Annotated in this window: 20 protein-coding genes; 9 read left to right on the plus strand and 11 right to left on the minus strand. The window is 70.0% G+C overall.

Translation table 11 applies throughout. The features are described from left to right. Positions 1 to 85 precede the first annotated feature (85 nt). Entirely contained in the window at positions 86 to 1588 is a 1503-nt protein-coding gene (locus AB0M97_RS27315) for a SulP family inorganic anion transporter (protein ID WP_365963629.1), read from the minus strand. A gap of 406 nt (positions 1589 to 1994) precedes the next feature. Here AB0M97_RS27315 and AB0M97_RS27320 point away from each other — a divergent pair, with 406 nt between their 5' ends. After that, on the plus strand, positions 1995 to 2411 hold the full coding sequence (locus tag AB0M97_RS27320) for a MerR family transcriptional regulator (protein ID WP_365963630.1): 417 nt from the start codon (positions 1995 to 1997) through the stop codon (positions 2409 to 2411). A gap of 157 nt (positions 2412 to 2568) precedes the next feature. On the opposite strand, the gene AB0M97_RS27325 is transcribed toward AB0M97_RS27320, so the two are convergent. From AB0M97_RS27325 to AB0M97_RS27365, 9 genes are all read right to left on the minus strand, one after another. After that, a complete protein-coding gene (locus tag AB0M97_RS27325) occupies positions 2569 to 3195 on the minus strand; it encodes a hypothetical protein (RefSeq protein ID WP_365963631.1) in 627 nt (208 codons plus the stop codon). 429 nt (positions 3196 to 3624) lie between these two features. Then, entirely contained in the window at positions 3625 to 4407 is a 783-nt protein-coding gene (locus AB0M97_RS27330; RefSeq protein WP_365963632.1) for a hypothetical protein, read from the minus strand. A 72-nt stretch (positions 4408 to 4479) separates the two neighbouring features. After that, complete coding sequence (locus AB0M97_RS27335; protein ID WP_365963633.1) at positions 4480 to 6528, minus strand: glycosyltransferase; 2049 nt, start codon at positions 6526 to 6528, stop codon at positions 4480 to 4482. 186 nt (positions 6529 to 6714) lie between these two features. Beyond that, positions 6715 to 7824 (minus strand): acyltransferase family protein, encoded by a 1110-nt coding sequence (locus AB0M97_RS27340; protein ID WP_365963634.1) that lies wholly within the window; start codon positions 7822 to 7824, stop codon positions 6715 to 6717. A 346-nt stretch (positions 7825 to 8170) separates the two neighbouring features. Further along, positions 8171 to 9772 (minus strand): peptide chain release factor 3, encoded by a 1602-nt coding sequence (locus tag AB0M97_RS27345; protein ID WP_365963635.1) that lies wholly within the window; start codon positions 9770 to 9772, stop codon positions 8171 to 8173. Next, the gene (locus AB0M97_RS27350) at positions 9769 to 10221 is read right to left on the minus strand and encodes a MerR family transcriptional regulator (RefSeq protein ID WP_365963636.1); all 453 of its coding nucleotides are present in this window, start codon (positions 10219 to 10221) and stop codon (positions 9769 to 9771) included. The genes AB0M97_RS27345 and AB0M97_RS27350 overlap by 4 nt, the downstream gene beginning before the upstream one ends. 626 nt (positions 10222 to 10847) lie before the next feature. Continuing rightward, a complete protein-coding gene (locus tag AB0M97_RS27355) occupies positions 10848 to 11411 on the minus strand; it encodes a hypothetical protein (RefSeq protein WP_365963637.1) in 564 nt (187 codons plus the stop codon). 66 nt (positions 11412 to 11477) lie between these two features. After that, entirely contained in the window at positions 11478 to 11888 is a 411-nt protein-coding gene (locus AB0M97_RS27360; protein WP_365963638.1) for a DUF4357 domain-containing protein, read from the minus strand. A 435-nt stretch (positions 11889 to 12323) separates the two neighbouring features. Further along, positions 12324 to 12758: a hypothetical protein gene (locus AB0M97_RS27365; RefSeq protein ID WP_365963639.1), complete on the minus strand. Its 435-nt coding sequence runs from the start codon at positions 12756 to 12758 to the stop codon at positions 12324 to 12326. A gap of 94 nt (positions 12759 to 12852) precedes the next feature. On the opposite strand from AB0M97_RS27365, the gene AB0M97_RS27370 reads away from it, so the two are divergent. The 8 genes from AB0M97_RS27370 to AB0M97_RS27405 all read left to right on the plus strand — a co-directional run bounded on the left by AB0M97_RS27370 (position 12853) and on the right by AB0M97_RS27405 (position 19668). Continuing rightward, the gene (locus AB0M97_RS27370; RefSeq protein WP_365963640.1) at positions 12853 to 13317 is read left to right on the plus strand and encodes a hypothetical protein; all 465 of its coding nucleotides are present in this window, start codon (positions 12853 to 12855) and stop codon (positions 13315 to 13317) included. A 7-nt stretch (positions 13318 to 13324) separates the two neighbouring features. Continuing rightward, a complete protein-coding gene (locus AB0M97_RS27375; RefSeq protein ID WP_365963641.1) occupies positions 13325 to 13555 on the plus strand; it encodes a hypothetical protein in 231 nt (76 codons plus the stop codon). Positions 13556 to 13755: 200 nt separating this feature from the next. After that, on the plus strand, positions 13756 to 15210 hold the full coding sequence (locus AB0M97_RS27380; RefSeq protein ID WP_365963664.1) for a DUF2252 domain-containing protein: 1455 nt from the start codon (positions 13756 to 13758) through the stop codon (positions 15208 to 15210). Positions 15211 to 15474: 264 nt separating this feature from the next. Beyond that, positions 15475 to 16275: a hypothetical protein gene (locus tag AB0M97_RS27385; protein WP_365963642.1), complete on the plus strand. Its 801-nt coding sequence runs from the start codon at positions 15475 to 15477 to the stop codon at positions 16273 to 16275. 39 nt (positions 16276 to 16314) lie between these two features. Then, the gene (locus AB0M97_RS27390; protein WP_365963665.1) at positions 16315 to 16644 is read left to right on the plus strand and encodes a rhodanese-like domain-containing protein; all 330 of its coding nucleotides are present in this window, start codon (positions 16315 to 16317) and stop codon (positions 16642 to 16644) included. 146 nt (positions 16645 to 16790) lie between these two features. Then, a complete protein-coding gene (locus AB0M97_RS27395; protein ID WP_365963643.1) occupies positions 16791 to 17711 on the plus strand; it encodes a DUF5819 family protein in 921 nt (306 codons plus the stop codon). Further along, on the plus strand, positions 17708 to 18919 hold the full coding sequence (locus AB0M97_RS27400; RefSeq protein ID WP_365963644.1) for an HTTM domain-containing protein: 1212 nt from the start codon (positions 17708 to 17710) through the stop codon (positions 18917 to 18919). Before AB0M97_RS27395 ends, AB0M97_RS27400 begins: the two co-directional genes overlap by 4 nt. After that, complete coding sequence (locus AB0M97_RS27405) at positions 18916 to 19668, plus strand: TrmH family RNA methyltransferase (RefSeq protein ID WP_365963645.1); 753 nt, start codon at positions 18916 to 18918, stop codon at positions 19666 to 19668. Before AB0M97_RS27400 ends, AB0M97_RS27405 begins: the two co-directional genes overlap by 4 nt. A 57-nt stretch (positions 19669 to 19725) precedes the next feature. On the opposite strand, the gene paaN is transcribed toward AB0M97_RS27405, so the two are convergent. Continuing rightward, on the minus strand, positions 19726 to 21417 hold the full coding sequence (gene paaN / locus AB0M97_RS27410) for a phenylacetic acid degradation protein PaaN (RefSeq protein WP_365963646.1): 1692 nt from the start codon (positions 21415 to 21417) through the stop codon (positions 19726 to 19728). Positions 21418 to 21490 lie beyond the last annotated feature (73 nt).

Below are 21490 nucleotides of genomic sequence, written 5' to 3' on the forward strand. Positions count from 1 at the left end.
GCCGGCGGCGCCGGGGGCGTCGACGAGCCGGGCCTCGAGGCGCCCGCCCGGGTAGCTGTCGCGCTCGAGGGCGGCCTCTGCAGTCTCAGTGGCTGCCGGTCAGCTGGCCGGCGAGGCGCTCGTGCATGTCGGCGCTGGACTTGTTCAGGCCGATGATGGTCACCTTCTTGCCCCGCTGGGCGTACTTCGTCTCGACCGCGTCCAAGGCTGCGACGGAGGAGGCGTCCCAGATGTGGGCGGCAGAGAGGTCTATGACCACGTCGTCCGGGTCGTCCTTGTAGTTGAACTGGTAGACGAGGTCGTTGGAGGAGGCGAAGAACAGCTCGCCGGTGACCGCGTAGACGACCTGGTTGCCGTCGGGGTCGACCACACCGGAGACGTTGACCAAGTGCGCGACGCGCTTGGCGAAGACGACCATCGCGGTGATGCAGCCGACCACGACGCCGATGGCCAGGTTGTGGGTGGCGACCACGCACGCGACGGTGACGACCATGACGGTCATCTCGCCGAGCGGCATCCGCTTGATGGTCTTCGGGGCGATGGAGTGCCAGTCGAAGGTCGCGAACGACACCATGATCATGACGGCGACCAGGGCGGCCATGGGAATGTCGGAGACGACCGGGCCGAAGACGATGCACAGCACCATCAGGAAGGAGCCCGCCAGGAAGGTCGACAGGCGGGTGCGCGCGCCGGACACCTTCACGTTGATCATGGTCTGGCCGATCATGGCGCAGCCGCCCATGCCGCCGAAGAAGCCGGTGACGATGTTGGCGACGCCCTGGCCGATGGACTCGCGGGTCTTGCCCGAGTGGGTGTCGGTGATGTCGTCGACGAGCTTGGCCGTCATCAGCGACTCCATCAGCCCGACCAGCGCCATCGCGAAGGCGTAGGGGGCGATGGTGGTCAGCGTGTCCATCGTGAAGGGCACGTCGGGCAGGCCCGGCACGGGCAGCGAGGAGGGCAGCGCGCCCTTGTCGCCGACGGTCGGCACCGCGATCGCGGCCCCCACGGTGATCACGGTCAGGACGACGATGGAGACCAGCGGGGCCGGGATCACCTTGGTGACCTTCGGGAAGAACACCATCAGGGCGAGACCGCCGATGACGAGCGGGTAGACCATCCACGGCACGTCGTGCAACTCCGGCACCTGCGCCATGAAGATCAGGATGGCGAGCGCGTTGACGAAGCCGACCATGACGCTGCGCGGCACGAACCGCATGAGCTTGGCCACCCCGAGCGCGCCCAGGATCACCTGGAAGACGCCGGCGAGGATGACGGCCGCGATCAGATAGCCGAGACCGTGCTCGTGATTGAGCGGGGCGATGACCAGGGCGATCGCGCCGGTCGCGGCGGAGATCATGGCCTTGCGGCCGCCCACGACCGAGATGACGACGGCCATGGTGAAGGAGGCGAACAGGCCGACCGCCGGGTCGACCCCGGCGATGATGGAGAAGGAGATCGCCTCGGGGATCAGGGCCAGGGCGACGACCAAGCCGGCCAGCACCTCGGTACGGAAGACCTTCGGGGAGTCGAGCCAGTCGGGCTTGGTCAGGCGGAACTTCGGGGCTGCGGACAGCGGTGAGGACATGCAACCGTTTCTGTTCAGGCGGATGCGCCAGCAGAGGGCGGACGCGTCCACGTCGTACACGACTCCGCGCACGAATGAGGCGGAATCCTCGGCGGCCCGGCCACTTCAACGGGGCCCAGCCGATCTGCAAGGCAGCCGTCCGGCTGCCGGTCGGGCATCATGGCCCGGAAGTCTCGGATGCCATCGGGGCCCGGTCAGGCCCACGCTATGGCGTTCACTCCTGCCGTCACTCTCGACGGCGGCCGTGAACACGTAGAGACTCTACCCTGACGTGACGGCAGAGTGCGACGTGCGGCTTGTGAAACGCAGGTAAACACCCGCCAAGATTCTGTGATTCATGTCACTTAAGGTGGGTTGCTTTACGGATTCGAAAATCGAAGAAAACAACGAAGGGGATCGTGGAGCGATGACGGATCAGCGGCAGATGCAGATCGGCGAGGTGGCCGAGCGGACCGGTTTGTCTCTGCGCACCATCCGGCACTACGAGGAAGTGGGCCTGGTGATCCCCTCGGCCCGCAGCAAGGGCGGTTTCCGGCTGTATACGGAGTCCGACGTCGAGCGCCTCATGGTGATCCGCCGGATGAAGCCGCTGGACTTCTCCCTGGAGGAGATGCGCGACCTGCTGGACATCACCGACCGCCTCGCCGCCACGGACGACCCGTCCGCCGGCGAGGAGCGCGAGCGGCTGCGGGAGCGGCTGGACTCTTATCGCAAGGTGGCCGACGCCCGCTGCGAGACCCTGCGGGCCCGCCTGGAGATGGCCGAGGACTTCGCCACCACACTCCGCCGCCGCCTGCAGGCCGATGCCCGCGCGGGCACCTGAGCCGCGTCGGCGGTCGCAGCACCAGACGGGGGCCACGGCTATGGCGGTCCGCCCCTTGATGCGGCCCGGGAACGGTTTTGCGGGCCGGAAGCCCGTGACTGCGCCCGCCACGGGGTGAGTCACCCGCCCAACCTCGCCCCGGCGCGCTGGCGTGCTACTAGGGGTGCAGCAGGTGCAGGCGGCCGGGCAGGGCCTCGATGCGCAGTGGGGCGCGCACCTCGCGGGCGGGTGCGCCGTCCACGTCCAACCGGTAGGCGCCCCAGGCGCGTTCGAAGCGAAGTCGGCGGATGAGGCGTCTGCCGAAGGAGTCACCGCGCGCCTCCAGCAGCCCCTCCTCGGCCAGGGTGATGCGCAGGGGCAGGTCGCCGGGTGCGGTGATCTTCTCGTTGCCGAGGATGAGGCGAGCGTTGCCCGGGTGTGGCTGCAGGGAGACCAGGATGGTCTCGCGCACGGCGACGCCGAAGCCGCCGTCGGGGAGATGGATGCCGATGACGGGGCTGCGATGGGCTCCGAAGGCGTTCAGCTCGCCGCCCGACCGCCCCTCGGGGCGGTCGATCAGCAGCGGCAGCTGCCACAGGGCCGCGGCCCGCATGGCCTGCTCCGGATGGGGTCCTCCGGCGTGCACCAGTAAATCGACGGCCGGGCGCCGGACGCCGCGGTCTGGGCCGCCACGCTCGCCGGCTTCGGGGATGGGACTCAACTCCGTGCTGCGTATGCCGTGTTCGGCCAGCCGTGTGCGCAGCAGCAGGGCCCGCTCCCGGCCACCGCGGTCCCAGCTTCGCACGATGGCCAAGGTGGGGCGCACGGCGGGGAGGGTGCCGGCGAGGCGTACGGCGGCCGCCAAGAAGCGTTCAGTCTCCGGCCCGTCCGTGGCGGATCCGGTGCCGGGGGGGGCGAGGTCGAGGACAGCATGCGGACTCCTTGCGCACTCGGGACGGACTGCTGATCAGGCGGCTTCGGGGATGCGGTCCGCAACCGCGCCGGGGGTGTGCGGCCCGCGAGACCTGCGGGGCAGGACAGGAGGCGGCCTCGCGGGCTGCGACCCGACGGCCGCTTCGGAACGACGGCCCTGAGGCCCCGCCTCTGTGGCCCGAGGCGGGACGAACGGTGGCCTTCCGATGTTCATCTCTAACCTAACGTGAGAGTCGCTTGGTGTGAAGCAGACTCCTCGGCGCGGCAGCCCCAGGTAGGCTCTCCACGCTTCCGGTCTTCCTCAGCGCAGGCCGGCGGCCGGGTCGGAGGTGAGCCAGCCGCGGGCGCCCCAGAAGTCGACCGCCCGGCAGATCGTGCTCAGGCACCGCTGCGCGCGGTCGCCGCCGTCACCCCAGTGCCCGAGGCTCCAGCGGGCGAGCCGGTCGGCGGCGCCGTCCTCGTCCAGCACGGTCAGCCGGTTGTGGGAGCCCAGATGGGTGCCCAGCAGCAGCATCGCGGTGGCATCGGCCTGCCCGGAGGACTCGCCCATGAACGCGGCGATGGCCTGCCGGACGGTGGGCGCCATGGACGGCGACGGCGCGGCCTTCGGCCGGGTCTGCCGAGGGCGAGCCGGGCCGCGCGGAGCGGGTGAACTCTTCGCGGGTTCGGCTGAGTTCGCCGCGGCGGCGGGAGCGTGCTTCGGGGGTGGGGCGGGAGCAGGCGCCTCTGCCTGCGGCGCGGCAGTCGCCGCCGAGTTCTGGGCGGCGCCGAGACAGGCGGCGACGTAGTCGCTGGGCACGGGGGTGTTCTGGGAGATGGACTTTTCCAGCGCCTCGGCGTCGCAACGGCGGCACAGCGGGAGCTCGCGCCAGCCGATGATGGACAGCTGGGTGCCGCGCGAGTGCCGGGTCATGGCCTGCGGGCGGTGGACGATGTGCTGGCCGCCGCAGTTCGCGCAGCGCGCGCCGCCGCGCATCCATTGCGCCGTGCAGCTCAGACAGGTGATCCTGATGTCGTCCTTCACCTGTTCGCCGCGCAGGTCCTCGGCCTCCCCGCACGACGGACATGCCGCCACACCGGCCATGATCGTCCGCCCTCCTCGCCGCGGAGTATTTGCCCATCGAAGTCTACCGTTACGTGAGAGTATGCACCCCGGTCAGGTTTTCTTCTGACTGAGTACGTGGCGAAGGTGCCGTCGGACGCCGGCAATCGGGTCGACGGAAGCGAGACGCAGGGTGAGGCGGTCGTGCCCGGCAAGCGGTCTGACGTATGCGGGCAGGCCCCGGTGGCGGAAACGCAAGGTGGGAAGAGCGCGATCTCCAGGGACGGGCACCTCCTCCGCCCCGGGAACCCGCAAGGCCACGGAGAGCTGCCAGTCGCCCCACTGCAGCGTTCCGGCGGCGACGGCGCGGGGGAGGTCGACGCGGAGCTCGACTCGGCCGCCGGCGCCGATGGTCAGGGTCTGGAAGGCGTCGAGTTCGACGGTACGGCCCTCGCGGTGGGCCCGTACGACCAGGTCCTCGGCGGTGATGTCCTGGACGCCGATGCGGCCGTCGAGGGTGAGGGTGGCGGGGGCGTTGTCCGCCCAGGTGACGCCGTTCATCGTGCAGTGCGGGCGCACGGAGTGCTTGCGCTGGCCGACGTCGAGGGTGAGGTTGTCGTACGGCTTGGTGAAGTAGGGGGTGATGATCTCGGCCCGTGCTTCCGCGAGCCGCACCAGGTGCGGCCGGGGACGGGAGTCGATGCCCGGGGATCGCCGGTTGCCCAGCCGGGCTTCCTTGACGATGTCCTGGCTGCGCACGCGGAGGAAGACGTCCCAGAGTCCGGCGGGCAGGGGGCCGCCGCCGTCGGCTGCGGTGGCGGTGTCGATCCGTGCGGCGAACCCGGCTTGGTCGTAGTCGTACAGGCCTTCCCCTTCCGATGTCGTCAGGTCCGCTGTGTCGGTGGTTGCTGCGGGGAAGGTGTACTCGGTGCGGCTCTCGCGCTCCCGCAGGACGACCTCAGTGCCCGTCTCGTGTGTGTCGACGCGGTGGATGTATGCGTGGCCCTGGACTTCGAGCCAGCTGCCGCTCAGCGATAGCGAGTCGAGGTGGTGACGTACGGGCAGTTGCTCGGTGATGTCGTAGCAGTCGTCCGGGGCGCCGACGGTGGGATCCCGGAAGAACGGGTAGGCGCCGAAGGCACGTCCCTTGTCGACGACGACCTTGTCCCGACGACCGGACCTGTCGAAGTCGACGACGGTGCGCAGCTCGTCCAGCAGGCCCCGGTGGGCCAGGTTGAAGCGCAGCCGGGTCATCGCGGGCAGGCGCTCGGTGATCTCGTCGGTGCACCAGGTGTCGAGCAGGCGCCGGACGCCGGCGAGGGCGGCCTCACGCACATCCGGCTCGTTCTCGCGCACCAGGTGGGCGAGGGCACCGTTGAGGTCGACCTCCAGATGGCGGCGGATCAGCAGATCCCGGCGTGGCCCTGCTTCCACTTCACGTTCCAGCAGTTCGGACATCAGGTGCAGGAAGCGCAGTCTGGGCTGTGTTCCGCGGGTGGTCAGCGTGACGTTGTTGCCGTCCTCGCGTTCGACCCAGTAGTAGCAGTCGTAGTCGGCCACAACGGAGATCGCTGCGGCGTGCAGGTAGGCCATGGCGACGAACGGCTGGTCCTCACCAACCCGCAGATCGGTGCGGAAGCGCAGCCCGAGCCGCTCGATCAGTTCACGTCTGAAGAGCTTCAGCGGGCTGAGTGTCCAGTAGACGCGCGAGGTGAAGACGTCCGTTCTCGGCTGGTTGCGCCGGAACATCGAGCGGGGCGCGCCCCGGCCGCCGACACCCACCATCTTGCCGAGTACCACGTCGGAGCCGTTGGTGTCGGCCATGGCGACCATGCGTTCAAGGGCCTCAGGGCCGAGGTGGTCGTCGGCGTCCAGGAAGAACACATACCGGCCGCAGGCCAGTTCCAGTCCCACGTTGCGCGGCGCCGAGGGACCTCCGGAGTTGGCCTGGTGTACGACACGGATGGCGTCGGGGAACTCCTTTGCCAACCGGTCCAGTTCGGCGCCGGTGCCGTCCGTCGAGCCGTCGTCCACGGCGATCAGCTCGATACTGCCGCGCCCGATCGTCTGCTCCACCACCGACATCACGCAGCGCGTCAGATAGGGCATCGCGTTGTACGCGCCGACAACGACCGAAACATCCGGGACGACGTCAACCGGCATATCACTCACAGATTGTGGCCTTCTCGTGAAAGGGCAGGTGCCCGACTGGGGTGCGGCAGGCGTGCCGCGCCACCGGCCGCAGGCACGCCTGCCGCCGGAAGGGGTGTTCTTCGCCATGTGCGGCATCGCTGCTGGGCGGGCGTCAGCCGGCCACAGCCGCCGTACGGCGGGGAAAAGGAGGGTGGCTCAGCCCTTGGCCTTCCGCTCGGCCAGGTCCGGGCGGAAGGCCCAGACCAGGTCCGGCTCAGTCACCGGACGAAGGTGATGGCGCACCGGTGGGGTGCACAACAAGGTGACGGCAACGGCGGTGATGAGTGAGAGAAGGACCTTCCCGGCCGGGTCGTTCAGCCAGGTGTAGGCGTCGACGACACCCGCGTACTCCGCTCCCTTGGTCAGGAAGCCGTGGAGCAGGTAGCCGCAGATCGTGCCGGCGCCGAGCACCGTGAACCACGTGCGCCGACGCGGCACCCAGGACAGGAAGGCGGCCGTCAGCAGCACGGAACAGCCGAAGAGCGCGAACGTCATGACGACGCCGGTCCACCAGGGTTCCCCGATCTCCTGGGCGCTGGAGCGCCGGAAGAACCACTCGGTCCGCAGGCGGGGCGACGCCCAGTAGGCGAAGGCGAGCGCGCCGACGAAGAGAGGTATGGCCAGCAGCCGGATCTCACGACGTCGCAGGAGCTTGAAGTGTTCGGCCTTAAGGCACAGACCGAGCACGAAGAACGGAAGGAACTGCAGGACCCGCTGGAGGTTGAGGTCGTCGCCGAAGCCAGGGGTGACGGAGGCGAGCACCGCGACGGTCAGCGCGACCGCCAGGGGGTGCCGCAGTTGCTGCCACAGCGGTGTGGTGAGCCGCCAGATGAACAGGGCGGCGAGGAACCAGGTGAGCAGCCACGGATCGAGCAGGCTGATGGGATGGTCGGGCGCGTTGTCGGCGTACCGCTTGAACACGGAGTAGGCGGTCTCGAAGACGACGTACGGAACGGCGATGCCACCGACCAGGCGCCTGATCTGGCGAGGTCGGGCGGTGAAGCTCCGCGACAGGTAACCGGAGATGATGATGAACGCCGGCATGTGGAACGTGTAGACGAGGACGTACAGCGCCTTGGTGGCGCGGCTGGTCTCCACGAGCTCCCAGGCATGCGCTACGGCCACCAGGACGATCAGCAGGTACTTCGCGTTGTCGAAGAATGCGTCACGCGTACCGCCGCCGGGTGGCGGGCCGCTGTCGTGCGTTGCCGCTTCCGGGGCTGGGGAACGGACTTGCGTGACGGCATTCGGTATGTCGTGTGACAAGACGCTACCCTCTCGTGACAGAAGAGATTTCCGAGGGTGCTCAGGCGCCGCACCGACGGCACAGGCCGCCGGTCGCGGCCGGAGCGACCCCCCAGCCACCGGTGACACCCACCCCGTCCGCATGCAATGGCCGTGAGGGCGATCATCTGCCACCCACCCTAGCAGCCTGTTTACCTGTCCTTTGCCAAAACATGGCGACTGCTTTACATGTCGTCTGCTCGCCCAACCGTATTCCGAGCCGACGGTTCAAGAAGGGCTGATCAATCGAGCGACGGCCGACGGGATCGGGCACGTACTCTCCCCTCGGGGGAGATATTAGCCTGCTCCCCGCTCGTAGGCGGCCGTCCTACTCGTGGGCGGCGATGAGGTGGTCCAGCCGGGCGGCGGGGAACTCTCTCTCGAAGGAGCCCGCCTGCCAGCGGTCGGGGAACAGGGCGAGCTGCGCCTTGTCGCGGATGCGGGTGAGGGCTTCGCCTTGGACGATCCGGGAACGGTTGAGAGCTTCTGCGCCGGCCGTGTCGGTGGCGCGGGCCAGGCGGTAGGGCAGCGTCTCCAGCTTCACCGGGGAGGAGAACTCCCCGGCCATGCGGGTGCTGACGACGTCGAACTGCATCGGGCCGACTGCGGCCAGTACCGGCGCCTGGTCCCCGCGCAGGTCGGAGACCAGGACCTGGACGACACCCTCCTCGTCCAGCTGGGCGATGCCGCGCCGGAACTGTTTGGACCGGCCGAGGTCGACCGGGCGGGCCACGGCGAAATGCTCGGGCGCGAAGGTGGGCATCGGCGGGAACACCGTTGACCGGCCGGCGTAGAGGGTGTCGCCGACGCGCAGGGCGGTGGCGTTGACCAAGCCGACCACGTCGCCGGGGTAGGCGATGTCGACCATGGAACGGTCCTGACCGAAGACGCTGTGCGCGTACTTGGTGGCGAACGGCTTGCCGGAGGCTGCCCGGGTGACGGTCATACCGCGCTCGAAGATCCCCGAGCACACGCGCATGAAGGCGATCCGGTCCCGGTGGGCGGGGTCCATGTTGGCCTGCACCTTGAACACCAGCCCCGAGAACGGGGCGTCCATCGGCCGCACGCCTCCGCTCGCCACCTCGCGCGGGCCGGGCGGTGGCGCGAGGTCGACCACCGCGTCGAGCAGCAGCCGCACTCCTATGTTGGAGATCGCGGCACCGAAGAAGACCGGGGTGGTCCGGCATGTCAGGAACGCCTCCTGGTCGTGTACGGCACCGTCGACCTGGAGGAGATCAAGCTCCTCAATCGCCTTGCCCCAGTCCGCGCCGTCCTCCAGAGCAGCCCGATCAGCCGAGACAGGTTCCTCGATGGCTTCGTGGGCACCGCCGGGGGTGCGGGTGTAACGCAGCATCTGCCCCGGCCTGCGTACGTCGATCAGTCCCCGCAGGTATCCGGCGTCGCCGACCGGCCAGGCAATGGGGGTGGGTTTGAGGCGGAACTCGCGTTCGATCTCGTCCAGCAGTTCCAGCGCCTCACGGCCGGGCCGGTCCCATTTGTTGACGAACGTGATGACGGGGATGCCGCGGTGCCGGCAGACGTCGAAGAGCTTGCGGGTCTGCTCCTCCAGGCCCTTGGCGGCGTCGATGAGCATCACCGCGCAGTCCACCGCGGCCAGCACGCGGTAGGTGTCCTCGGAGAAGTCGGCGTGGCCGGGGGTGTCCAGCAGGTTCAGCACACATCCCTGATGGGCGAACTGCAGGACCGCGGAGGTGACGGAGATGCCGCGGGCCTTCTCCATCTCCATCCAGTCCGAGGCCACCCCTCGCCGCCCCGCCTTACCGTGCACCGAGCCCGCCTCGGTGATCGCTTGCGCGTGCAGGGCGAGGGCCTCGGTCAGGGTGGACTTGCCCGCGTCGGGGTGGCTGATCACGGCGAACGTGCGCCGGCGTGCCGCCTCGGAGACCGCCCATTCACTGGCGGAGCTCATCGCACCGCCTCCGCATCCGCGTTCGCTGCGGCCGTGGCGTCCACGAGCCGGGCCAGGTGGCCGTGCAGGGAGCGGGCGAAGTCCTCCGCATGGCCCAGCTGCCGCCGCAGGTCCTCGCACCGCGCGTCGGCCTTCACCCAGTACGTATGCAACCGTTCCACCAGTTCCTCGTGTGCGTGCTCGTCGTTCTCCGGCAACGGTCGGCCGTCGTCGGGGAGTTGTTCCAGTACGTCCAGCAAGGCCCGGATGTCGTCGAGGCAGAAGCCCAGCGGCCGCATCCGCCGCACCAGCGCCAACCGGCGCACCTCGGCCTCGGTGTAGAGGCGGAAGCCACCCATGCTGCGCTCGCTGGGGGCGACCACGCCGACGTCCTCGTAATGGCGGATCGTTCGTAGCGACAGCCCCGTGCGTCCGGACACCTCGCCGATCTGCATCAGCTTCTCGCCCACGGCTTCACCGCCTCACCTCGTGTGCCGGCGCCCTTGCCAGGTTTCAAATCTACCCTCTCGTTAGAGTAGGTTTGCAAGCGAGTGGAACCGAAGGCAACCGTGGACAGGCTGCCGGGCCATCCGCCCGGGGGAGGCCTCCAACCGGCCCCGAGCTGCGGACGAGTCGAGGCCGAGAGGAATGCGGCATTCGCGTCACTCGATCAGGGCTGTCCGGTCCGCAGACACGCCGACGCACGTGACCCGCGAGTCTGTCTCCCTGTCCCCGCGAAGGGGGGCCACCTGCGCGACGGGAAACGATCACTCCGAGCGTGGGAAACGATCTTCGGCGTCTCTGTGTACGTGCTGACCAGCGCATTCCGTCGGTGCCCCACACTGTGGGAACGGGCGGCATCGTCAAGATGCCGCCCATTCCTCTGTCTGTGGCCAAAATCACGCGGACCGCCGACGGCTGGAGCCGTCGGCGGTGACCGAGTGGCTGATGAGGTACTGACCCGCACTCGCCTTGCACGGCGGAGGTCTTCCACAATGGCAGCGAAGCCGGTTGCCCCGCGGAGTGGCCGGAAGTGAGCCCGGGAAGTTCCCGCCGGACGGCGGGGTCCCGGGCTCGCGCCTTCCTCACCCTGCGGTCAGCCGTCGTCGGCGGTGATGCGTATGACCTCGACCGCATGCTGGACGGCATCGAAGTAGCCTGCCGTGCCGGTGTGTGCCGCAACGTAGGCGCTGGCCAGGGAATCGGCAACCCAGAGCAACGGCTCGCGCGGACCGGGCTCGTGGAACAACCGCAGGGCGGATCCGATCGTGCCGTTCGAACGCAGGTAGGCGATCGTTTTCATGTCGCGTCCGTTCTGCCTGCTGGTCTCCCGGCTCTCGGCGACGAACTGCGTCGCCCCGCGCAGGTCGAGCTCCCACGCCGTGCGCGCGAGGCACTTGCGACGACGACGCTCGGACGCTTCGCCTGGACGACCGTCCCGTACGACAATCAGGTGCTGGGCATCGAGTGCGGCGATGCGCTCGATGACGAACGCGCGACGCCGGGGGGACTCGCTGTGCCAGTGCAGTTTGCGCTGGCCGGGAGCCCGTAGGGACAGCATGGTGGCGCGGACCGGGTCCAGGTTCTGTGGTTGGACCAGTGTCGTGGCCAGGAGGTAGGTGTCGGGATCCGCTTTCCGGTCGGACTCCGACTCGTCCATGAACGCACGGTGCCCTGGTGTGGGCCGGGCAGTTGGGTGGGACATCGCGGCGAAGTTCTCCAGCGGTCAAACTTCGCTATGGTCGAGCTCGTCGCGCAGATCATCCAGGGTGCGACCGTCGGCCAGACGCCACGTGATCCAGCCGTTCGCCTGACTCTGCGTCACGGCGAACGCGGCCTTCGACGGCGACCGGAATGGTGTCAGCTTGCCGTCGACCGTCAGAGTTCCGTCCGCATGAACCGTTGCCGTCGCCGAGCGGTTGGCGCGCGGCTGGTGAAGGTGGAGTCGAGTGCCGGGAGCCAGGAGCCCTGCGTGGAGCAGGGGGGCGAGCGGGCCGGTTGGCTTGGGCGTCTCGACCGGCGCCACGGGTTCGTCGCCCGTGCTGACGTTGAGGGTGAGCTCGACGGTGCCGTCCGCACCTGCTTCAGCGAGCTTGGTGAGCAGATCGCCGGGCAGGTGGAGTACGACGGTGGGCATGCGACCTCCGAGATCACTGAGAGCGTGCTTCTGCTGAACACTGATGATGGCAGATGAACTCAGTGAAGGCGAGGTGTATTCCTGGTTCTACCAGTGGGTCAGGTCGAACACCGCCGAGCGGTAGCGATCCACCGCGTCCGAAGTTTTGTACTACAGCTGGTCGTCGGCGATCAGCGGGGACAGAGCTGCTGCAGCCCTGTGATGCCCATGGTCACGGCCCCGTCTTCATCACGGAGGGACACATTGAGGCCCACCATGTCGGACAGCCCCTCGCCGGTCACATGCGGACGCGCGCTGTATTGGTTGAGGAGGACGAAGCCGAGTAGGCGGAGCTCATCGTCGAGTCCCTCTCCGCGCGGGGAAATTCCTGGGGCTGCCGCATGGAGGGCATACGTGAGGTCGAACTCCGGACCGTCCTCAAGGAGCCGCTGTACTTCATCGGAAGCCCGCTACGGGAATGTCACGGCCGAGCGGGCGCGGTCTGATGGGGCACTGGGCCTTGCCTGCTTCGGGGCACATCATCCGCTGGTTGCCGTCAGCGTCGGCGTTTCCCGGGAGCATGATGCGGTAACCGCGGCGGATTCCGATCAGGCTGATCCAGGTCTCCCGGTCGATGCGCTCGGCGTGCAGCTCGATGGTGGCGTTGATGAGTGGGTCGGGCATTGGACGGCAGTGCCAGTGGCCCTCGACGAGGATCGCGCTGTCCGTCCCGGCCTGCTTGCCGAGCTGGTCTGCGCGGTAGCCATTGACGGGCTCACCCAGTTTGGGCTGCCGCTGTCGGCTGGGGCTCGCCCGGGTTGATTGGCAGTCAGTTCGATGGGCTGGATCGAAGAAACGAATCAGCTGGTCAGCGCACCACTCGTTGATCACTCAAGTCGGTGAACCATTCCATCGGCCAGAAACATGATCGCGGCGTCGGAGTTCTTTTCTGTCGGAGAGATTCTCCGCCGGAAGGGGATTGTTCATGGTTGCGCTTTATCGATCCAGGCTGCTCATGGCCCTTACCGCTGCGTGCGCCATCGTGCTGACGGGTTCCTCGGTGGCACAGGCCGGCGCTGTCGGATCGACTCCTGTCCGAACCTTCGAGTACAGCGTTGGCGGCATGGCGATGAAGGTTCCGACCGGCTGTATGTTCACACACATCATCCGAGGCGGCGGGAGGAAGATCACCTATCAGAACGCTGGCGTCGACTGTGCTTTTGTCGCCGCGCTCGGCACCGGCTTCTGCAACTGGCGAATTGACTTCACCTACGCGAACACAAACAACAAGACCTACAGGACCTCCCGGGGGCGAACGCACCCTGAGTGCAAGATCGATCCGATGCGGAACAACTTTCCTCAGACGCTGCCTCGTTATGGAAAGGCGTGTGCGCATCTCCATGTCAACGGGGTGCGCCGAGTGAGCCAGTGTCACCACATCACGAAGTGAGCCGTGCATGATTGATCAACAGCAGGGGCGGGACCAGCGATGGGAGGCGCGACGGCGGTCGGCTGGGATCGCCGCGTTCGTGGCGGGTCTCGTCGTGACACTTGCCTTCTTCGCCTTCTTCCCCGGTCTTCCGCACGTCATCGACTGGGGAGCCATCGTCGTCGCCCTCCTGACAGGAGCACTCGCTCGATGGGCGTGCCAGTCCTGGATGAGCAAGAGGAGCAGGGGAAGCGAGTGAGCGGATCGCCAGATTCCGTCCGTTTCGTGTTCGGGCGGTGAGGAACCTCTCAGGTGGCCTTGGTCGTGGCGTGAGGCGGGACGACGGCGGGCGGTCGAGCGGTAGGTCGAGGCGGCCGGTTGAGGCGGTCGGTGGCGGTTGTCCGTTGTCCACAGGGTCTGACGCGTTCGGAGCGTCGGCTGTACCGTCGGCACGAGTTGATGTTCGTACGTGCGGGGGAGGCGGTCGCGGTGACGGAGAAGGATGTGGGGACGGCCGGGGCGGGCGAGGTGCGGCGGTTGCCCCCGGTGCGCGGCTTCGCGCAGTGGCCGGAGACCGGGTCCCCCAAGGAGGCCGGCAAGGCGCTGCGGAGCAGCGTCCCGCGCGGTGCGCACGCCGCGCTCGATCTGGATGCCGCCCGGCCCGACGCGGTCGAGGCGGTCGAGGCGTCCAACCGGGGCCGCATCCCCGGGCTCGCCCCGCTCAGGGTGGGCCGCATGGCGGCCACGCCGTTCGCCTTCCTGCGCGGCTCCGCGGGGCTCATGGCGTACGACCTGGCGCGTACGCCGATGACGCGGATCGCCGCGCAGATTTGCGGCGACGCCCACGCGGCGAACTTCGGGCTGTACGGCGACGCGCGCGGCGGCCTGGTCATCGACCTGAACGACTTCGACGAGACGGTTCAGGGTCCCTGGGAATGGGACCTCAAGCGGCTCGTGACGTCCCTGGTGCTCGCGGGCCGGGAGGCCGGCGCGGACGAGGACACTTGCCGCACCGCGGCCCACGACGCGGCCGGCGCCTACCGGCGCACCATGCGGCTGCTGGCCAAGCTGCCGGTGCTGGACGCGTGGAACGCCATCGCCGACGAGGAACTGGTCTCCCACGCGGACGCGCACGATCTGCTCGGCACGCTGGAGCAGATCTCCGAGAAGGCGCGCGCCAACACCAGCGGGCGCTTCGCGGCCAAGTCGACCGAACAGACCGGGGACGGCGGTCGCCGCTTCGTGGACGCGCCCCCGGTGCTGCGGCGCGTGCCGGACCCGGAGGCGGCGGCGGTCGCGGCGTCCCTGGAGCCGTATCTGGACACGCTGCCCGAGGACCGTCTGCCGCTGCTGGCCCGGTACGCGGTGCACGACGTGGCGTTCCGCGTCGTCGGCACGGGCAGCGTCGGCACCCGGTCGTACGTCGTGCTGCTGTTGGACCATCGGGGCGAGTCGCTGGTCCTGCAGGTGAAGGAGGCCCGGCCGTCGGCGCTGCTGCCGCATCTGGCGACCGCCGGCTTCGAGGTGCCGAAGGTGACGCACGAGGGGCGGCGCGTGGTCCAGGGCCAGAAGCGGATGCAGGTCGTCAGCGACATCCTGCTCGGCTGGACGTCGGTCGAGGGGCTGCCCTTCCAGGTGCGGCAGTTCCGCAACCGCAAGGGCAGCGTGGACCCCGCCGCGCTCACCGCCGACCAGGTGGACGACTACGCGCGCATGACCGGCGCCCTGCTGGCCCGCGCCCACTCCCACAGCGCCGACCCGCGCCTCGTCGCCGGCTACTGCGGCAAGAACGAGGAACTGGACGAGGCGATGGCCTCGTTCGCCGTCGCCTATGCCGACCGCACGGAGGCCGACCACGCGGAGCTGGTCGCGGCGATACGGGCGGGAAGGGTCCCGGCGGAGCGGGGGGTGTGAGGGGCCTGGCCGCCCGGCCGCCTGGCCGCCCGGCCGCCTGGCCGCCCGGTTGTCCGGCTGCCCGGTTGTCCGGCGGGCTGGGCTTCGGGTGAGGCGGGCCGACCGCCCGGCGAGACGGACGTACCGCGAGACGGACGTACCTCGCGGCGAGATGGACGACCACCCGGCGAGGCGGACGCATGGTCGTCGGTCGGCCCGGGAGCGGTGGGTCGCGGTGCGCCGGGGCGGGGCGAGGCCGCCGGACCCGTGGCCTAGGCTGGCCGGGTGACGACCCCGGAAGCTGAGCAGCCGCGGCCCGAGGACCGGCTCGAACAGGCCGTGCGGGCCGCCGAGCAGGCGCTGATCGAGTACGAGATCGCCGTGGAGACCTTCCGCATCGAGGTCGAGAACTTCTCGCGGCTGCACGAGCAGAAGCTCGGCCCCATGTACGCGCGCCTCGAGGAGCTGGACGCGCTGATCCTGGAGGCCCGGGCCGCCCGCAGCGGGAATCCCGAGGACCGGCGCCGTGCCGACGAGGCGCGGGCCCGGCTGACGCCGATCCCGGGCGTCGAGGAGCTGCTGCACGGCTGGATGGACGGCGACGGGCTGTTCCCGGAGGCCGCCGCCATGCTCACGGACCAGCCGGTGCGGCCCCCGCAGCGGGTGCGGCCCAGCGAAGGCGCCCGCAAGCTCTACCGCGACCTCGTCCGCAAGGCCCACCCGGACCTGGCGCAGGAGGAGAGGGAACGGGCGCGACGCGAGGAGTTCATCACCCGCGTCAACGCCGCCTACGCCCGCGGTGACGAGACGGAACTGCGGAAGCTGGCCGAGGAGTGGGCCGCGGGCCCGAAGCTGGAGCGCGGCCCGAGCCGCGGCGAGGAGCTCTACGCCCGCCTGGAGTGGCTCGCCCAGCGCAAGGAACTGCTCGCGGTGATCGCGAAGGAGCTGGAGGACAGCGCGATCGGCTCGATGCTGCGGCTCGCCCCGGACGACCCGGACGCCCTGCTGGACGAGATTGCCGGGCAGCTGACCGCCCAGGTAGCCGAGCGCGAGGCGGAACTGGCGGCTCTGCTGGACAGCCCGTAGGGGTCCGGTAGCGTCGGGGGCATGCAATTCGGAACTGGTGTGCCCACGGTCCAGGTCGCGGACCTCAAGGACGGCGACTTCCTGCTGGACGTCCGCGAGGACGACGAGTGGCAGGCCGGTCACGCCGAAGGGGCGCTGCACATCCCGATCAGTGAGTTCGTGGCCCGGTACGGCGAGCTGACCGAGGCCGCGCCGCAGGACGGCAGGGTCCATGTGATCTGCCGTTCCGGTGGCCGTTCGGCGCAGGTCACGATGTATCTGGCGCAACAGGGCGTCGACGCCGTGAACGTCGAGGGCGGCATGCAGGTGTGGGAGGCCGCGGGCCGGCCCGTCGTGACGGACGAGGGGCAGCCGGGCTACGTCCTGTAGGTGACGCCGGTACCTTTCCGCGCCGGGTGTCCTGATCCGGTGTGGCCACCACTGGCCGGGACGACCGACCGGGGGTGTGCCGGGCGGGTGCGTCTGAGTACCGTTCGACTGACCGACGGACCGGACACATCGGGGAACGGGGCGGAATGGACGCGTACGACAGAGGCTCGGGCGACCGGCACGGGACGGATTCGCCGGCCTCTCCGGCCCCGCCGCCCGCTCCGGCCTCGGACTCGGTGGGCCCTGCGGACTCGCCGGGCGCGGTGGCCGGTCCCGAGGGCAGGGTGGCCGGTCCCGAGGGCGGTGCTCCCGCCGCGAGCGCCGACCCACCGCCGGCCGAGCCGCCCCCCACCGACATCACCGCGCTCTCGCCGCGTTACCAGACGGGCGTGGCGCTGGCGCTCGCGGTCGTCGCGGCAGCCGTCTGCGTCCACCTCGGCATGTCGTTCCTGCACGTCGCGCCGGCGAACACCGTCACCAAGCAGCACGGGCAGGCCATCGACGACTGGATCTACCCGGAGTTCGAGCAGAACTGGAAGCTGTTCGCGCCGAACCCGCTCCAGCAGAACATCGCCGTCCAGGTCCGCGCCGAGGTGCGCACGGGCGGCGGCGGGACGCGGACGACCGGCTGGTACGACCTGTCCGCGCAGGACGGCCGCGCCATCGACGGCAACCTGCTGCCGAGCCACACCCAGCAGAACGAGTTGCGCCGGGCCTGGGACTTCTTCACCGCCACGCACGACAGTGACAACCGCCCGGTGGGCCTGCGCGGCGCGCTGTCCGAGTCGTATCTGCGGCGCATCGTCGTGCTGCGGCTGGACCGCGCGGGCGTGGCCGGTCCGGGCGGCACCGTCGAGCGGGTCCAGGTCCGGTCCCGGACCACCAACGTGCCGCCGCCCGAGTGGACGCGGGAGCGGGTTTCGGACAAGCCGACCTACCGGGTGCTGCCCTGGTGGCCCGTCTCCGCCGAGTCCGACACCGTGGACGCAGCCGCCGGAGGCACCGGCACAGTCTCCGGGGGCGACTCCGTCGACGTCTTTGCCGCTGCCGAGGGGAGCGCGCGGTGAACCGTCTCGCCCTGTACTTCTCCCAAGGCATCGCCCGCGTCACCGGCGCCGCCCTCGGCCCTTACCAGACGGCCGTCATCCGCATCGGCTTCAGCCTGACCTGGCTGCTGTTCCTGCTGCGCGAGCTTCCGCACCGGCACGAGCTGTACGGGCCCGGCGGCCCCTGGTCCTGGGACCTGGCCGAACAGCTGATCGGGGCCAACGGCGCGTTCACGGCGCTGATGTGGTCCGACGGCCGGCTGTGGTTCGAGGCGGTGTACGCGTTCGGCGTCCTGACCAGCGTGCTGCTGCTGCTCGGCTGGCGGACCCGCACGATGTCGGTGCTGTTCATGGTCGGCGTGCTGTCGCTGCAGAACCGCAGCATCTTCATGGGTGACGGCGGCGACAACGTCCTGCACCTGATGTCGATCTACCTGGTGTTCACGCGCTGCGCCCAGGTGTGGTCGCTGGACGAGCGGCGCGAGCGGCGGGCGCGTGCCGCACGCGCGCGTGGCGAGCGGGTCGCGGACCGGACGGGGCCCGTGCTGTGGTGCGTGCTCGGACTCGCCCTGGTCGCGGTGACCCTGACGGGCAGGCTCGACGGTGATCCCGTCATACCGGTCCTGCTGTGGGGGGTGTGGCTCGCGCAGGCCGTGTGGTGGCTGGTCGGGCAGCGGTCCCGGACCGGTCAGCCGCGCATGATGCTCGACGCGGCCGGCAACATCGTGCACAACGGCGCGCTGTTCGTGATCATGGCCGAGGCGTGTCTGATCTACGCCACGGCCGGCTGGTACAAGATCCAGGGTTCGCGCTGGCAGGACGGCACCGCCGTCTACTACCCGCTGAAACTGGAGTACTTCTCACCCTGGCCCGCACTCGCCGACCTGCTGACCGCCAGCGCCACGATGATGCTGCTGGTGACGTACGGGACGGTGATCGTGCAGGTCGCCTTCCCGTTCACGCTGTTCAACCGGCGGGTGAAGAACGTCCTGCTGGTGGCGATGATGACCGAGCACGCCGTGATCGCCGTCGTGCTCGGGCTGCCGTTCTTCTCGCTGGCGATGATCGCGGCCGACGCGGTGTTCCTGCCGACGACGTTCCTGCGCCGCCTGGGCGGGTGGGCGGCACGCGTGCGTGACCGGGTGACGGGCCGCCGGGGCCGTACGGCCGTGCCCGCGGAGCGCGCCGGGGAGAAGGCCGGGCAGCCGCACGTAGGCTTCCCGGCATGACCGGTTCCGATCCCCTGCGTGTCTGGCACCGGCTCGCCGACACCGCCGTGCTGCTCGACGGCTTCCACGCCCTCAAGCACGCCGTGCGGTTCGGCGCCGAGGTGCCCGTGGCGGTCACCGCCGACCGGTCCGCCGCGCTCGCGCTCGCCGAGGAGCTGGCGCCGGACGTCCTGGCGGCGCTGGACGGGCTGCTCGCCGAGGTGCCCGAGGCGGCGTACCGCGCGCTGGTCGCGCGCCCGCACCTCACCGCCGTCGCCGCCCTGGCCGTACGGCCGTCCCGCGAGGCCAATCTGCGGAAGCTGGCGCACACGCCGCGGGCGGCGCCCGTGGTGGTCCTCGACAACCCGCGGAACCTGGGGAACGCGGGGGCCGTGATCCGGCTGGCGGCCGGTTTCGGCGCGACCGGCGTGGTCACCACCGGCACCCTCGACCCCTGGCACGCCACGGTGGTGCGCGGCGGGGCGGGGCTGCACTTCGCGACCGCCGTGGAGCGGCTGGCGGCCGAGGAGCTGCCGCCGGGGCCGGTCTACGCGCTCGACCCCGAGGGTGAGGACATCCGCGGGGTGAAGCTGCCGGACGGCGCGCTGCTCGCGTTCGGTTCGGAGCGCAGCGGGCTGTCGGCCGAACTGCGCGCCCGCGCCGACCACTTGGTGGCGCTGCCGATGCGCCCCCAGGTCTCCAGCTACAACCTCGCCACCAGCGTGGCCATGACGCTGTACCACTGGAGCGCGACCGGGGGCGCGGCGTAGGGCATCACGCCCCTTCGCGCCCCCTCACGCCGTGATCATGCCGTGGTGAGGCCGTGGTCAGGCCTCCCTGCGGACCTCGACCACGCGGAAGCGGTTGGCGACGAACGCCCCGTCGCACAGGGCCGCGTTGGCCGCGGGGTTGCCGCCCGAGCCGTGGAAGTCGGAGAAGGCGGCCGTCTGGTTGACGTACACCCCGCCGGTGAGGTTAAGGGACAGCTGGGCGGCCTCCTCCAGGCAGACCTCCCGCACGGCCTTCTCGACCTCGGCGTCGGTGGTGTACGCGCCGACCGTCATGGCGCCCTTCTCGCGGATCGTGCGCCGCAGCAGCTCCACCGCGTCGCCCGCCGAGTCGACCGCGACGGCGAACGCGACCGGCCCGAAGCACTCGCTCATGTAGGCGGCCTCGGCGTCCGGCTTCGCGCCGTCCAGCTTCACGATCACGGGGGTGCGGACGACCGCGCCCGGGAACTCCGGGTTGGTGATCTCGCGGGAGGCGAGGGCGACCTCGCCGAGCCCGGCGGCGGCCTCCAGGCGGGCCTTGACGTCCGGGTTGACGATGGCGCCGAGCAGGGCGTTCGCCCGGGCGTCGTCGCCCAGCAGGCCGTCCACGGCCTTGGCGAGGTCGGCGACCACCTCGTCGTAGGACTTGGGGCCCTCGTCGGTGGTGATGCCGTCGCGCGGGACGAGCAGGTTCTGCGGGGTGGTGCACATCTGGCCGCTGTAGAGCGACAGGGAGAACGCCAGGTTGGCGAGCATGCCCCGGTAGTCGGCGGCCGACTCCACGATCACCGTGTTGACGCCGGCCTTCTCCGTGTAGACCTGGGCCTGGCGGGCGTTGGTCTCCAGCCAGTCGCCGAACGCCGTCGAGCCCGTGTAGTCGATGATGCGGATCTCCGGGCGGGTCGCCAGGGTCTTGGCGATGCCCTCGCCGGGCCGCTCGGCGGCCAGCGCGACCAGGTTCGGGTCGAAGCCGGCCTCGGCGAGCACCTCGCGCGCGACCCGCACGGTCAGGGCCAGCGGCAGCACCGCGCGCGGGTGGGGCTTGACCAGCACCGCGTTGCCCGTGGCCAGGGAGGCGAACAGGCCCGGGTAGCCGTTCCACGTGGGGAAGGTGTTGCAGCCGATCACCAGGCCGACGCCGCGCGGGACCGGCGTGAACTGCTTGGTCAGCGCGTGCGGGTCGCGCTTGCCCTGCGGCTTGGTCCACTCCGCGGTCTCGGGCGTGCGGGCCTGCTCCGCGTACGCGTACGCCACCGCCTCCAGGCCGCGGTCCTGCGCGTGCGGGCCGCCCGCCTGGAACGCCATCATGAAGGCCTGGCCGGACGTGTGCATGACCGCGTGCGCGAACTCGTGCGTGCGGTCGCTGATCCGCTTGAGGATCTCCAGGCAGACCACCGCGCGCAGCTCCGGGCCGGCGTCCCGCCAGGCCCGCATCCCGGCCCTCATGGCCGGCAGCAGCACGTCGATGTCCGCGTGCGGGTAGCTCACGCCCAGCTCGATGCCGTACGGGGAGACCTCGCCGCCCACCCAGTCGTCCGTGCCGGGCTGGCCGAGGTCGATGCGGGTGCCCAGCAGGGCGTCGAAGGCGGCCTTGCCCGCGGCCATGTCCAGGCTGCCGTTCTCCCCGTAGGCCTTGGGGTGCTCGGGGTGCGGGGACCAGTACGCGCGCGTGCGGATGGCTTCCAGCGCCTGGTCGAGGGTGGGCCGGTGCCTGGCGATCAGGTCGTGCGCGGTCAGTTCGGCGGCCATGCGGGACCAACTCCTCGTCTCAGGAACTCGTCGTCGAGCTCACGGACCTGGGCATGAACGTGGGCGGAAAATC

The organism is Streptomyces sp. NPDC051207, assembly GCF_040682395.1.
Lineage (GTDB): Bacteria > Actinomycetota > Actinomycetes > Streptomycetales > Streptomycetaceae > Streptomyces.